The sequence below is a fragment of the Thalassospira sp. ABL2_045 genome (genome assembly GCF_056161285.1).
Genome location: NZ_JBSWYV010000001.1, coordinates 378,369 through 392,665, shown reverse-complemented (window position 1 = coordinate 392,665; position 14,297 = coordinate 378,369). Strand labels below are relative to the sequence as shown.

The following is a 14,297-nucleotide window of genomic DNA, read 5'->3' as shown; positions in this document are numbered from 1 at the left end:
GATGCCGATCGCCAATGGCTTGTCGATTACGGCAAGGGCAAGAAGCCAGATGCCAGTGTGGCCGAGGCTGCGCTGCATTTTGCCCGCCTGAACCAGTCGAATGGCCTCTATAAGCGCGACATCGCGCCGTTCCTTGCCATCCTTGATGATCTTGCCGATCAGGTCCGTGCTGAACTGGCCGATCTGACCTTGCAGCCCGATCTTGCCACCGATGGCAAGGATCAGCAGGCCCTGCCGGTTGATGACAAGGAAGCCGAACCGACCATTGATCAGGTTGTCCGCGCCTTGCAAACCGTCATTGCCGAGCGCAACGGCTTTCAGGGCGATGCAGAAAACTACGACGATCTGGCCAATGCCGACCTGATGCAGGTGATCGAACGCAAGCGTGGCCTGCCCGTCGCACTCGGGATGCTTTATATCCATGCCGCACGACGTTGTGGCATTGCGGTGACCGGAATTGATTTCCCCGGCCACTTCCTTTTGCGGGTTCAGGCCAACGGCAAACGCAAAATGATCGATCCGTTCCATGGCGCGATCAGTCTGGGCCCCGCCGAACTGCGTGAATTGCTGAAGTCTTTCAGTGGCCTGGATGCCGAGTTGGCGCCGCAACACTACAAGCCGTCATCTGACATCGATATTTTGTTGCGACTTCAAAACAATATAAAGGTTCGTGCCCTTCGCGCCGGAGAATTGGAGCTCGCAACCCGTGTTGTCGAGCACAGTTTGCTGATTGCGCCGGAGCATGAAGGCCTTTGGCATCAGCTTGGCGCGCTTTATGCGCGCCTTGATCAGGACCATATGGCGCTTGGCGCGTTCGAACAGTTCGTCAAACGCTGCGAAGACCCGCTGCATCGCGCCCGGATCGAAGCCGTGATCGAAGAATTGCGTGACCGGCTCAGCCAGGATGCTGTCCCCAAGGACACCAACGGCAAAACCAGTGAAGGCACAGAAGCCCCCAACGCCGAGGACAACCCGCGTTCGCCGGAAAACAGCGATCCAATCCCGCTTTTCCCCGATAAGTAATCCCCGGATTTCCCGGCCTCGCCCCCCAATCTGAACCCAAATAGCCCCGTTTTGGCGGCATGCGTATCATGCCGGACCAACGGGAGTCCGGCACGTCGAAATGGATATTTTAAGTGATTAGATGTTATTGATATTATCTAATTGTGTATTAATAGCATGATTATGATTTATCTATTTCAAGACAAACCGGTTTGTCTTGAATGTCATACCCCGGCAGAACCGGAGAATTTGGCTGTCAAAATCATGTAAATTTGCTTGTTTCGGCATTTTTCCCGCATTTTTCGGCCCGAAACACCGTGCTATCTGCGAAAAGACTGAATAAAGCCCGAACCGTTGATTTCCGGGGGTTTGCGGATGGCCTCGATGACGCGGGCGAGTTCAAAAGCGATTTTATCCACCCGTGGTTTTGATTTTTAACCGACATCAGATCGAATTTTGCCGATCACCTTCTGAAAAAACATCTTTCGTAGTTTTTATGAAGGTTAAGACCGGGTTAAACGACCGGGGACGAAACAGTTGCAAGGCTTGCACCGCACAATGCATCCCCTATACTCCGCAACAGTCCAAACCAAAGGCATCTGAACATGGCTTTGCGCCATGTCACACGCCTTGCGGCAAACCGGGTCCGTCACGGTGCCGTTCAAACCAAAAGCAGGAAGAGACTACATATGAACGACACCAAATTTGACGTCGTCGGGATCGGCAATGCGATTGTTGATGTTCTTGCCCACTGCAAGGAAGAAGACCTTGAGCGCCTCGACCTTGTTAAAAACGCCATGACCCTGATTGATGCCGAACGCGCAGACGCACTTTACGCGCAGATGGGCCCGGGTCTTGAAATGTCGGGCGGCTCGGCAGGCAACACCATGGCCGGCATCGCAGCCCTTGGCGGCAAGGGTGCCTATATCGGCAAGGTCCGTGATGATCAGCTGGGTCAGGTTTTCCGCCACGATATCCGCGCGATTGGTGTCGCCTTTGATTCTGCGGCTGCGACCGAAGGCTCGCCGACTGCGCGTTGCCTGATCTTTGTCACCCCGGATGGTCACCGCACCATGAACACCTTCCTTGGTGCCTGTGCCGAACTTGGCCCGGAAGACATTGACGAAGACCTGATCAAATCCGCCAAGATCACCTACATGGAAGGCTATCTGTGGGATCGCCCGGAAGCCAAGGACGCGTTTGTTAAGGCCGCCAAGGTCGCCCATGACGCCGGTCGTCAGGTTTCGATCAGCCTGTCCGATTCCTTCTGCGTTGATCGTCACCGTGAATCCTTCCGCGAACTGGTCGACGATCATATCGACGTACTGTTTGCCAACGAAGACGAGATCAAGTCGCTTTATGAGGTCGAAACCTTTGAAGAAGCACTGGCCGAAGTTCGCAAGCATTGCCGTGTCGCGGCCCTGACCCGCAGCGAAAAGGGTGCGGTCATCGTCAGTCAGGACGAACTTTATGAAATCAGTGCCGAGCCTGTTTCGAAAGTCGTCGATACCACCGGTGCCGGCGATCTGTTCGCGTCAGGCTTCCTGTATGGTTACACCCAGGGTCACACCCTTGAGGTTTGTGGTCAGCTCGGTGCGATCTGTGCGGCCGAGGTGATTTCGCATATGGGTGCACGCCCGGATGCGGATCTTAAGGACCTGATCGCAAAGGCGATCTGATCATGCCTTTATATAAAGCATGACCAATCCAAAAGATTTCACGGGACGGCAACAATTCGGGGCCGTCCCGTTTTTTCGTCCGCAAAGGCCGGGTTTGCAAAGCGCTGCAGCGCAACACAAGCATTGACTTTGTCCAGAGTTTGGCGCAAACAGCCCGCATTGCAGAATAATCAACCCGACATGGCGCTTACAACGCTGGCCTTTCGCCTTCACATTGGCTATGACAGGGCGGCCTTCGGGCATATCTGCACGATTACGATCCGGGCCAGTAAACATTCAGCACATGCGTTGATGTGGGGTTCCCGCCGGTGGCACCGGCGTGTGGCAGCCTTAAACCCTGTTGCTGAATATCTACTGGCCTTGAAACACTTACTTACTGACCGATGCGCATGGGCGTTTCCCGGCGCGCGGCATTTTTATTTCTGGAGTCCGCGCCCATGAGCTTGCGCAATATCGCCATCATCGCCCACGTTGACCACGGCAAAACCACGCTGGTCGATTCCATGTTCCGTCAGTCCGGTGTCTATCGTGACAACCAGCGCGTTGACGAACGCGCCATGGACAGCAACGACCTGGAACGTGAACGTGGCATTACCATCGTCGCAAAACCGACGGCTGTTCAGTGGGGCGAAACCCGTGTGAACATCGTTGATACCCCGGGCCACGCCGATTTCGGCGGTGAGGTCGAGCGTATCCTGTCCATGGTTGAAGGCGTTGTCCTGCTGGTGGATTCGGCCGAAGGCCCGATGCCGCAGACCAAATTCGTTCTGGGCAAGGCCCTGAAACTTGGTCTGAAGCCGATTGTTGTCATCAACAAGATCGACCGTCCGGACCAGCGCGCCGAAGAAGTCCTGGACGAGATTTTCGATCTGTTCGTATCGCTCGAAGCATCTGACGAACAGCTCGACTTCCCGGTTCTCTATGCATCCGGTCGTGATGGCTGGGCGGCTGAAAGCCCGGAAGGCCCGAAAGACAACCTGACCCCGCTGATGGAACTGGTCCTGAACCATGTTCCGGCACCGGACGTTGATGAAAACGCCCCGTTCGCCATGTTGGCCACCATGCTGCATGCCGATAACTTCCTGGGCCGTATTCTGACCGGACGTGTTTATCAGGGCCGTGCAAAACTCAACATGCCGGTGAAAGTTCTGCGTGACGATGGCACGGTTGAAACCGGCCGTCTGTCCAAACTGATGGGCTTCCGCGGTCTGGAACGTGTTCCGCAGGACGAAGCTGTTGCCGGTGATATCATCGCGATTGCCGGTCTGACCGAAGCAACCGTGGCAGACACCATCTGCGCAACCGACGTTTCCACCGCGATCGAAAGCCAGCCGATCGATCCGCCAACCCTGGCGATGACCTTCTCGGTCAACAACTCGCCGCTGGCCGGTCAGGAAGGTGACAAGGTTACCTCGCGCATGATCCGTGCCCGTCTTGAGCGCGAAGCCGAAGGCAACATCGCGATCAAGATCGGTGAAACCGCCGACAAGGACGCATTCGAAGTCGCCGGTCGTGGTGAATTGCAGCTGGGCGTTCTGGTTGAAACCATGCGCCGCGAAGGGTTCGAGCTGTCGATCTCGCGTCCGCGCGTTCTGTTCCAGGAAATCGACGGTGTCCTGTCCGAGCCGTTCGAAGAAGTCCAGGTCGATGTCGACGAAGAATATTCCGGCGTCGTGGTCGAAAAAATGAGCCTGCGTAAGGCTGAAATGACCGACATGCGCTCTTCTGGTGGCGGCAAGACCCGTATCATCTTCCTCGCCCCGTCGCGTGGCCTGATCGGGTATCACGGTGAATTCCTGACCGATACCCGTGGTACCGGCGTGATGAACCGCGTGTTCCATTCCTATGGTCCGGTCAAAGGCTCCATCGCGGGCCGTCGTAACGGTGCGCTGATTTCCAACGATCAGGGCGATGCGGTTGCTTATGCGCTGTTTAACCTTGAAGATCGCGGCATCATGTTCATTGAGCCGGGCGAGCGTGTCTATCAGGGCATGATTGTTGGCGAACACAACCGTGACAACGATCTTGAGATCAACGTCCTTAAGGGCAAAAAGCTGACCAACGTCCGTGCATCGGGCAAGGATGATGCCATCCTGCTGACCCCGCCGCGCCGTATGTCGCTCGAAGAAGCCCTGTCCTACATCCAGGATGACGAACTGGTCGAAGTAACCCCGGAAAGCGTGCGTATCCGTAAACTGCACCTTGATCCGAACGTGCGTAAGCGCGAAAGCCGCAAGAAAGAAGGCTAAGCCTTCCTTGCGATGCCAAATTCAAAAAGGCCGGTCCGATGGATCGGCCTTTTTTCTTGCCTGTAGATCCATCTGCCCCCGGCGCAGTTTCGGCTTTCATTAACCTGTTTGGCCTAGCTTCTTGGCATCGTATTTAACGCTGGGGGAAATCAATGAGCAGCATGGAAAAGCGAAGCTGGGGGGCGGCCTTTGGCGCCTTTATCCATCCGCGCGTCATTACGATGCTGTTTCTGGGTCTTTCGGCCGGCATTCCGATCCTTCTGATTTTCTCGACCCTATCGATCTGGCTGCGCGAAGCCGGTGTGGATCGCTCCACCGTGACCTATTTCAGCTGGGCGGCCCTTGGTTATTCCTTCAAGTTCGTCTGGGCGCCACTGATTGACCGGCTGCCCTTCCCGGTCCTGCACAGCCTGATGGGCCGCAGACGCTCCTGGCTGATCATCGCTCAGATCGCAATCATTGGTGCCATTCTATGGATGGGCCTGACCGATCCGGCCGAAAATCTGACTATGATGGCCTTTGCGGCTGTTGCGCTTGGTTTTGCGTCGGCCACCCAGGACATCGTTATTGACGCCTATCGCATCGAGGCGGCCGATACCGACCTGCAGGCGATGATGAGCTCAGCCTATATCGGTGGCTATCGCATTGGCATGATCATCGCCGGGGCTGGCGCATTGACCATTGCCGGCCTGTTTGAGGCCGAAGGCGTTTACCAGCATTACGCCTGGACCGTGGCCTATGGCTGCATGGCGCTTGCCATGTGTATCGGGGTGATGACCACGCTTCTGGTCAGTGAACCCAAAGCTGTGAAGCTCGACAGCAAGTATTTCCACGAGACATCGGATTATGTCCGCTTTCTCGCGATGTTTGCGATCACTGTGATCACTTTCATCTCTGCCAATGTCTATGCTGGAAACATCACGGACCCGCTCAAGGCAGCATTGATTGGCTCTGGCATGATTTCCGAACTTTCAAGCTTCATTGCCGGAAGCATCAAGCTGGCACTTTCGGTTGCTGTTGCTGTTGGTGTCGCCTGGCTGACCACACGCGTCGGCCTGACGCCAACCGGCATGGTTCAGGAAACCTATATCTCACCCGTCAAAGACTTCATTGATCGCTATGGCAAAGCTGCCATCGTCATTCTGGCGCTGATCGGCGTATATCGCATTGCCGACATCGTCATGGGTGTCATGGCCAACGTGTTCTATACCGACCTTGGCTTTTCCAAAGAAGAAATCGCTGCGGTGTCCAAGACATTCGGTCTGTTCATGACCATTAGCGGCAGCTTCCTTGGTGGGTTGCTTTCGGTGCGTTATGGCGTAGTGAAGATTCTGTTCCTCGGCGCCCTGCTCTCGGCAATCACAAATATTCTGTTTGCCTTCATGGCGCAGCTTGGCCCCGATACGACGATGTTTGTTGTTGTTATCATGGCCGACAACCTGTCGGGTGGTCTGGCAACGGCCGCCTTCATCGCCTATCTGTCCGGTCTGACCAATATCTCCTTTACCGCCATGCAATACGCGATCTTCAGTTCGATCATGACCCTGTTTCCCAAAATCCTTGCCGGGTTCTCGGGCACGGTGGTCGATAGCGTAGGCTACAGCTGGTTCTTTATCGGCACGGCCGTGATCGGCATTCCGGTTCTGTATCTTGTTGTCCTTGCCGGTCGCCTGACCAACGTCAAAGAAGCCGAGGATGCCAGGAACGCTGAGGCCTGATCAGGCTGGCCACGCCACGTGCCATAACCAGACCCCCAAAACAAAACCGGACGCCTGCTGTGGCGTCCGGTTTTTTAAATCTTGTCTTTGTTACGGGGGCTACCCGCCACTCACTGCCCGTTTCACGCGGCCTGTTCGGCCTCGTCCTGGGTCAGCAGTGCATAGATCGCGTCGGCTGAGCCAGCCCCGCGGAGTTTGTCACACATGCCCTGATTGCGCAGCAGACGGGAAATCCGAGCCAGTGCTTTCAGATGATCGGCACCGGCTTCTTCGGGTGCAATCAGCATGCAGAACAGATCGACCGGGTGTTCATCCACGGCATCGAACTCGATCGGGTTGCCTGCACGGGCAAAGACCATATACAGGCGGTCCAGATCATTGAGTTTGCCATGCGGAATCGCGACACCGCCACCAACACCGGTGCTGCCAAGCTTTTCACGGTCAAGCAGGACAGAGAAAATCTCGCTCGCAGGGCGACCGGTAACTTCGGCGGCCTTTTCGGCAAGTTCCTCAAGCACTGCTTTCTTCGCGCCGGAACGCAGTGCCGGGATAACTCCGGACGGAGTAAGAATTGATGATATGTCCATTTTTCGCGTTGCGTTGTTTGGCTCGGAATCTGTGTCTGTCACGCGCCACTCGCTTCGCTATCGTTTGGGTCCAACCATCCGATATTGCCGTCCGAGCGACGGTAGACAACGTTCAGTCCGCCATGTTTGCCATTCCGGAACATCAGTGCCGGAATGTCCCCCAAGTCGAGCCGCATGACAGCTTCCCCAACGGAAAGCGTATCGATGCGATCGGGTGTCTCGGCAACAATCACCGGTTCGTAGCCGTTTGTGTGATTATCGTCCGAATGATCTTCATCTTCCTGTTCGATCACATAATGGATCGCTTCCAGGCGAGCCTCCTCATAATGGTCTCGGGTTGCGTGATGATCACGCAGGCGCCGTTTATAGCGCCGCAACTGTTTGGCCACTCTGTCGCAGGCCGCATCAAACGCAGGGTAAACCTCGTTCGCTGATGCTTTTGCCTGAACCAGCATGCCTTTGCCGACATGAACCGATATCTGCGCGTTATAGAGATGTGCCTGTTTGGTGACGGTCACCGTGGCTTCGATCGCGTGATCGAAATATTTCTCTACTGCAGGGTCCAAGGTCTCGACGACGTGCTGGCGAAATGCTTCGCCGACGTCAAGTTGCTTACCGATAACCGTAATTTGCATGGATCGCCTATCCCCGGTTGAGTGACTTACCAGTACATGTCGATGTCTGGTGCCCCTCGCTCAGGTGGGCGCACCATATTCCCTCGTCATTACCAAGTCAAGATATGGGTATGTTCCCTTGAATTACAGCACCTTAAGGTACATTTTTTCGATAAAATCGTGCTAGGAAGCACGTGATTTTTTCTCGCGCCGACGCTGAACTGACGAAGGAATGCGCATCGCTTCGCGGTATTTTGCCACTGTTCGGCGCGCAATGTCGATTCCTTCCTTGCCAAGAAGCTCAACCAGTTTGTCATCCGACAAAATCTTCTTGGGTTCTTCGTTGTCGATCAAGGACTTGATGCGGTGGCGCACCGCTTCGGATGAATAGGCATCCCCGCCATCCGAAGACGAAATCGCCGTGGTAAAGAAGTATTTCAGCTCGAACATGCCGCGCGGGGTCGACATGAATTTACCATTGGTCACGCGCGACACCGTACTTTCATGCATGCCGATCGCCTCGGCAATGTCGCGCAGGATCAGCGGGCGCAGATGCCCGACCCCATGGGTAAAGAACCCGTCCTGCTGGCGGACAATCTCGCTTGCGACCTTCATGATGGTGGTGGCGCGCTGATGCAGCGCCTTGACCAGCCAGTTGGCACTTTGCAGCTTTTCACTCATGAAGCCGCGTTCTTCGCGGTCCTTCAATCCCGAGCCGATTTGGGCGACATAGTCTTCATTGACCAGAACACGCGGCAGGGCTTCGGAATTGAGCTCCAGATGCCAGTTGCCATTGCCTGCAGCCCGCATCAGAACATCGGGAATCACGGGCGTTGCGACCTCGCCATCGGCGGTCTTGCCCGGGCGCGGATCAAGGGTTTTGATCTCGGCGATCATGTCATGGAGATCATCCGAATCGACGCCGCAGACACGGCGCAGACGATCAAAGTCGCGCTTGGCCAGCAGTTCCAGATTGGCAAGCAACGCCGCCATCGCCGGGTCAAACCGGTTCAATTCGCGCAGCTGCAGCTCCAGACATTCCGCAAGGTCACGGGCAAAGATGCCGATCGGGTCAAAGCCCTGCATAACCTTCAGGACGCGTTCGACATCGGTGATGCTGCATTCAAGCGCTTCGGAAACTTCTTCAAGCCCGCCACTGATATAGCCGTTCTCATCAAGCATATCGATCAGGTAGCTGCCGATCATGCGCGACATGGCGTCGGCAAAGGCGATATTAAGCTGATCATCAAGGCTTTGACGCAGGGTCGCCTCATCCGCCAGGGTCTGCTCAAGCCCCGGCAGGTCATCCCCGCCGGCCGCCGAACCACCACCGGCACCGCCCGCACCACCGCCACTGTGAGGGGCAGAATAATCATGGCTGCCTGAGACCGGCTCGCCATTGCGGGTGATTTCACCCTCGCCGCCATAAAGCGCATCACTCGATACATCAAGCGGGCCGTCATCGCTGCCCATGGTTTCGCTCGATGTCAGGCGGTCGGTGCCATACTGGTCATCGCGGTCGGAAAAGTTGTCGTTTGATCGGCTATCAAGCCCTTCATCGCCATTGCCAACGGCACCGTCTCCGGCCTCGGCATAGGTCTGACCCGGATCGGCCCGCTCCAGCAGCGGGTTTTCCATCAGTTCGCTGTCGATGAAATTGGAAAGCTCAATATTATTGAATTGCAGCAGTTTGATTGCCTGCTGCAGCTGGGGAGTCATGACAAGTGACTGGGACTGGCGTAGATCCAGACGCGCCTTCAGGGCCATTTATGCACTACCCCGTGTCAATCCGAACTCCCCCCAAGACTTCATTGATGGTCCGGCAGCCTTATCAGAGGCTGAAACGATCGCCCAGATAAACCCTGCGAACATCGTCGTTACGAACGATTTCCTCAGGACCACCTTCCATCAAAACCCGACCGTCATGCAAGATATATGCCCGGTCAATAATGTCGAGAGTCTCGCGCACATTGTGGTCAGTAATCAAGACCCCAATGCCACGATCTTTCAGATGACGTACAAGATCGCGAATATCACCCACTGCAATCGGGTCAATCCCGGCAAGTGGTTCATCAAGCAGAACAAAGTTCGGATGGGCCGCAAGGGCACGGGCAATCTCGCAACGCCGGCGTTCCCCACCCGAAAGGGCAAGGGCCGGTGTGCGGCGCAAATGTTCGATTGCAAATTCTGCCAGAAGGTCTTCAAGAGTCTGTTCACGCTTGAGGCGGTCATCCTCGACCACTTCAAGAACAGCCATGATGTTCTGTTCAACCGTCATGCCGCGGAAAATCGATGCTTCCTGCGGCAAATAGCCGATTCCCATGCGTGCGCGCTGATACATCGGCATCATGGTGATGTCGCGCCCATCAAGGGAAATCGTGCCACGGTCTGCGGCAATCAGGCCGGTAATGATATAGAAACTGGTGGTCTTGCCAGCACCGTTCGGGCCCAGAAGGCCGACCGCCTCGCCACGCTGCACCGAAACAGACACGTCTTTGAGCACCGGGCGCTTCTTGAAGCTTTTGCCCAGGTTATGCGCCACAAGACCCTTGTTGGTGCTGATCAGGCGTGGTCCGGTTGACCCGCCTTCTGATGGCTGTGCGCTGGCGGATGCAGCTGTCGCCTTTGCGTTGTCGGATTTTACGCTTTTGCGCGACCAGAACAAATGACCGACCTTTCTCAGTTACCGGTCCCGGCATCGGCCGGGCTGTTGTTTTCGTCTTTTTGCGGAACCAGAAGGCCCCGAACGCGGGTTTTGCCATCGCCGTTACCGTCTGCCATCAGTCGGCTGACTCCGGTATTGAGGTCGACCACGGCACGATCCCCGTTCAACTGGTTCTCTCCGCGGGTGATCTTAACCGATCCGATAAGGGTGGCGATACCTGTTTTCGCATCATAAACACCCTGATCCCCAACGACAAACTCTGTTGCTGTGCGAATATTCACATTGCCCTGACCATCAATACGGCGCAATTCGTTTGCACCGGCCTGACCGGCATCAAAGCGCGCAGTCAGGACATCACCGCGAAGGGTGCGATCTTCCGATACGGCAACCGCGTCACCGCGCGCCACTGCGACCCGCTCTGTTTCCCAATATTCAAGGCTGTCACGCGCGGTTAACGTTTCGCTGGGCGTGGTGTATTTAAGGTTATCACCGGTCAAAACGACCACGGCCTCGTCAATGTCATAGACCGCGCGATCGCCCACCGCGACATCGGTATCAGACGACAGTTTGACATTGCCGGTCGCTATGATGCGGTAAATCTCGCTATTGCCGTCACGGTCACGATACAGCGCCTGCAGCTCATCGGCATCAACGCGCGATGTGCCGCGCTTGGCCACCGCATTGCCGCGTGCGATCAGGACCTGTTCATTGCGGCGCCATTCGATACCGTTATCAGACTCGACCTCAAGCCCGCCACTGCCATTTTGCGCCAATCCCAGCGGATTGGCCGAAGCGGTTTGCGACATACTGGACAGGCCAATCACGGCCGCCCCCAGCATAAGGCCCCCTAGCATGAAGGGTGTCAGCAGCGTTCCAGTCTTGCGGGCGAGATGCGGCATCGCAATCATGACTTCCCTCTCATTGCTCCGTCGAATTCATTGCACTGTCGAAAATCACCAGACGGGATTTCCCCAAAAAGCGGATCACCGCCCCCTTGTCTTCAAGCTCAAACCCGGAATCGGAAGCAATGGTGCCAAACGGCCCCTGCCCATCCACCGGCACATCGCCACTAGCACTGCCAGCATTCATGGCAATTTCAGCTTCCTCGGTATGAATTTCAAAACCCTGATCGTGGTACATGTTTACCGTGCCGACCAGATCCAGCATCCCGTCGGTTTCGGTATAGAACCCTTCATTGGCAGTCATCGCAATCCATGATCCGTCATTGAGCGTAATGTCGGCCTGCGGCCCCGACAAATAGATATGATCGGGCCGTGTTTCGGTTTCCGACGTTTCCACCGCTTCACTGGCGGTCACGGTAAAGGGCTGGCGATTGCCATCGACGCCAAAGAAGCGTGGATTGCTCATCGCGACATTTTCCATCAAATCCTCGGGCGAGGTCGAAAAGCCAAGCCGAAAGCCGCTATCCTGCACCTGTTCGATCTGCGGCCACAGCACGACGAGTGCCATGATCGTCATCGCGATCAGCGGCAGCACGAATTTCAGCATATTGACGATGACACGGCGGAACGGATTGATGCGCACATTGCGACGCGCCGAAGGCATACGATCACGCGAGAAGCCCCGCGCGTGACGTTCTTCACGTCCCGCTGCCTTCTGGCTTTCTGCGCGGTCTTCAACCTGTGGCGTGCCCTCGGTGCTCATGCGTTACGCCACTCCGACACGCAACAGATCATGGATATGAACCAAGCCCACCGGCACACCGGCGTCATCAAGAACAAACAGCGATGTGATCGACCGGTCATTCATGATGGCCAACGCCTCGACCGCCAGCGCACCAGCACTGGTGACTTTCGGCCCGGCGGTCATGACATCACCAACCTTGAGCGCGACCAGATTATCGGCCATGTGACGGCGTAAATCGCCATCGGTCACGATCCCGGCCAAAACACCGGCATCATCGACCACACCCACACAGCCAAAGGAATGGCTGGTCATGGTGACAAGGGCTTCGGACATCAGGGCGTCGGGTTTGATCAATGGCAGGGTATCGGCCTCATGCATGACATCACGGACATGCAGCAACCGCTGACCCAGCTTGCCACCGGGATGGAAGGTGCGGAAATCTTCCGATGAAAATCCGCGCCGCTCCATAAGCGTTACCGCCAGCGCATCGGCAAAGGCCAGCATCGCGGTCGTCGATGTCGTCGGCGCCTGCTTGTTCGGGCAGGCTTCCGGGCTTGCCGGCAAAACAAGCGGGCAATCGGATTGTTTCGCAAGCGAGCTTTCCGGTTTGCGGGTCATACCGATCAGCGGCACGTTAAAGCGCCGGGTAAAGGCAATAATGTCGGACAGCTCCGGGGTTTCACCGGAATTGGACAGGGCCAGAACCGCATCATCCTTGCCAATCATGCCAAGGTCCCCGTGGCTCGCTTCAGCCGGATGCACGAAAAAGGACGGCGTGCCGGTCGAGGCAAAGGTCGCGGCAATTTTCTTGGCGATATGACCGCTTTTGCCCATGCCGGTGACAACCAGGCGGCCCTTGAGGCCCTCGATCAGGTTGATGGCATCGCAAAACTCGCCATTGAGCGAGTCTGCAAGGTCGCGCAGCGCAGTGGCTTCGATATCAAGAACACGGCGCGCAATGGCAAGATCGGCATCGGTTGCCGGTGCTGGCCGGTTGGAAGACTCTTTGGCCAATTCTGGAGACACTTCTGGGGTCACTGTCATCTGTTTCTTGTTAGCGTTTTCCGCCCGGAGATAGCTTATACCGCCAATCTTGCAAGATCATTGGGCCAAAACTATGAACCCGGTTGGCGTGGGGGTCAATTCAAGAGGGTCTAACCGTGTTAATTCAATGCGTTCTGCGAGTGCCAAATCATTTGTGGGTAGGAGCTTTTACGCAGGAAACCCTCAGGTTTTCAAGTATTAGCGACGCCCTCCACGAATGATTTGGCACTCGCCCTACGGGTTTGGATAAAAGCATACCCTCAGGCCCTATTTCTTTTTGAAAAGGCACAAAGCCTTTCCGGCAAAGAAATAAAACCTGTTGGAAAGCTTTTATTCAAACAGAACACGTTGAATTAACACGGTTAGACCCTCGATCCTCCATACACCTCCTATTCTTCACAGGCGGTTAACCGGCCTTATGCCGAGATCAGGAATGGGCGAAAATATCGGTTTCTTCCCAGCCCGCCAGATCGAGCGTCGCGCGCATCGGCAGGAAGTCAAAACAGGCCTGCGCGATCTCCATGCGCCCTTCACGGACCAGACGACGATCAAGCTCTTCGCGTGCCTTGTGCAGATACAGCACGTCGGATGCGGCGTAATCGATCTGTTCCTTGGAAAGCTCGGCCGCGCCCCAGTCGGAGCTCTGCTGTTGCTTGGAAATCTCGACCCCGACGGTCTCGCGCAGCACATCCTTCAGACCATGACGGTCTGTGTAAGTGCGCACCAGTTTGGAGGCGATCTTGGTGCAATAGACCGGCGCACAACGCACGCCGAGATATTTGTCCATCACCGCGATGTCAAAACGCCCGAAATGAAACAGCTTGAGAACGCTGTCGTCGGCCAGAAGTTTCTTGAGGTTCGGCGCGCTGTAATCTTCCCCATCAAACTTGACCAGATGGGCGTCGCCATCCCCGCTTGAAAGCTGCACGACACACAAACGGTCGCGGTGCGGGTTAAGGCCCATGGTCTCACTATCGATCGCCACGACCTTTCCAAGGTCAAGGTCATCAGGCAGATCTCCGAGATGGAGGAAATTGGTCATCGCGGTTCTCCAAATGTCAGAATTTGCCTGTTCTTAGCACAGCAAACCGC

General features: G+C 56.0%; 12 protein-coding genes. 4 read left to right on the top strand and 8 right to left on the bottom strand.

Annotated features, from left to right (window positions below):
- Window positions 1-57 precede the first annotated feature (57 nt).
- From ACXAIA_RS01855 to ACXAIA_RS01840, 4 genes are all read left to right on the top strand, one after another.
- Window positions 58-1,023, top strand: coding sequence for a SirB1 family protein (locus ACXAIA_RS01855; protein ID WP_475347841.1), 966 nt, complete (start codon window positions 58-60; stop codon window positions 1,021-1,023).
- 668 nt (window positions 1,024-1,691) lie between these two features.
- Window positions 1,692-2,681, top strand: a complete 990-nt coding sequence (locus ACXAIA_RS01850; RefSeq protein WP_475347840.1) for an adenosine kinase — start codon at window positions 1,692-1,694, stop codon at window positions 2,679-2,681.
- Between the two features lie 437 nt (window positions 2,682-3,118).
- Window positions 3,119-4,930, top strand: coding sequence for a translational GTPase TypA (gene typA, locus ACXAIA_RS01845; RefSeq protein ID WP_475347839.1), 1,812 nt, complete (start codon window positions 3,119-3,121; stop codon window positions 4,928-4,930).
- A gap of 152 nt (window positions 4,931-5,082) precedes the next feature.
- Window positions 5,083-6,648, top strand: coding sequence for an AmpG family muropeptide MFS transporter (locus ACXAIA_RS01840; protein WP_475347838.1), 1,566 nt, complete (start codon window positions 5,083-5,085; stop codon window positions 6,646-6,648).
- A gap of 122 nt (window positions 6,649-6,770) precedes the next feature.
- Here ACXAIA_RS01840 and ptsN read toward each other — a convergent pair whose 3' ends face one another.
- The 8 genes from ptsN to ACXAIA_RS01800 all read right to left on the bottom strand — a co-directional run bounded on the left by ptsN (window position 6,771) and on the right by ACXAIA_RS01800 (window position 14,247).
- The gene (gene ptsN, locus ACXAIA_RS01835; protein WP_044829846.1) at window positions 6,771-7,235 is read right to left on the bottom strand and encodes a PTS IIA-like nitrogen regulatory protein PtsN; all 465 of its coding nucleotides are present in this window, start codon (window positions 7,233-7,235) and stop codon (window positions 6,771-6,773) included.
- Window positions 7,236-7,273: 38 nt separating this feature from the next.
- Complete coding sequence (gene hpf / locus ACXAIA_RS01830; RefSeq protein ID WP_475342979.1) at window positions 7,274-7,870, bottom strand: ribosome hibernation-promoting factor, HPF/YfiA family; 597 nt, start codon at window positions 7,868-7,870, stop codon at window positions 7,274-7,276.
- Window positions 7,871-8,032: 162 nt separating this feature from the next.
- Window positions 8,033-9,616: an RNA polymerase factor sigma-54 gene (gene rpoN, locus ACXAIA_RS01825; RefSeq protein ID WP_475347837.1), complete on the bottom strand. Its 1,584-nt coding sequence runs from the start codon at window positions 9,614-9,616 to the stop codon at window positions 8,033-8,035.
- A 64-nt stretch (window positions 9,617-9,680) separates the two neighbouring features.
- A complete protein-coding gene (gene lptB / locus ACXAIA_RS01820) occupies window positions 9,681-10,514 on the bottom strand; it encodes an LPS export ABC transporter ATP-binding protein (RefSeq protein ID WP_475342981.1) in 834 nt (277 codons plus the stop codon).
- 14 nt (window positions 10,515-10,528) lie between these two features.
- On the bottom strand, window positions 10,529-11,422 hold the full coding sequence (locus ACXAIA_RS01815) for an LptA/OstA family protein (protein WP_475347836.1): 894 nt from the start codon (window positions 11,420-11,422) through the stop codon (window positions 10,529-10,531).
- Between the two features lie 10 nt (window positions 11,423-11,432).
- Window positions 11,433-12,179 carry an LPS export ABC transporter periplasmic protein LptC gene (gene lptC / locus ACXAIA_RS01810; RefSeq protein ID WP_475347835.1) on the bottom strand — a complete coding sequence of 249 codons (747 nt, stop codon included), beginning with the start codon at window positions 12,177-12,179 and terminating at the stop codon, window positions 11,433-11,435.
- 3 nt (window positions 12,180-12,182) lie between these two features.
- Entirely contained in the window at window positions 12,183-13,205 is a 1,023-nt protein-coding gene (locus ACXAIA_RS01805; protein WP_475347834.1) for a KpsF/GutQ family sugar-phosphate isomerase, read from the bottom strand.
- Between the two features lie 427 nt (window positions 13,206-13,632).
- The gene (locus ACXAIA_RS01800) at window positions 13,633-14,247 is read right to left on the bottom strand and encodes a ribonuclease D (RefSeq protein ID WP_475347833.1); all 615 of its coding nucleotides are present in this window, start codon (window positions 14,245-14,247) and stop codon (window positions 13,633-13,635) included.
- Window positions 14,248-14,297: the final 50 nt, after the last annotated feature.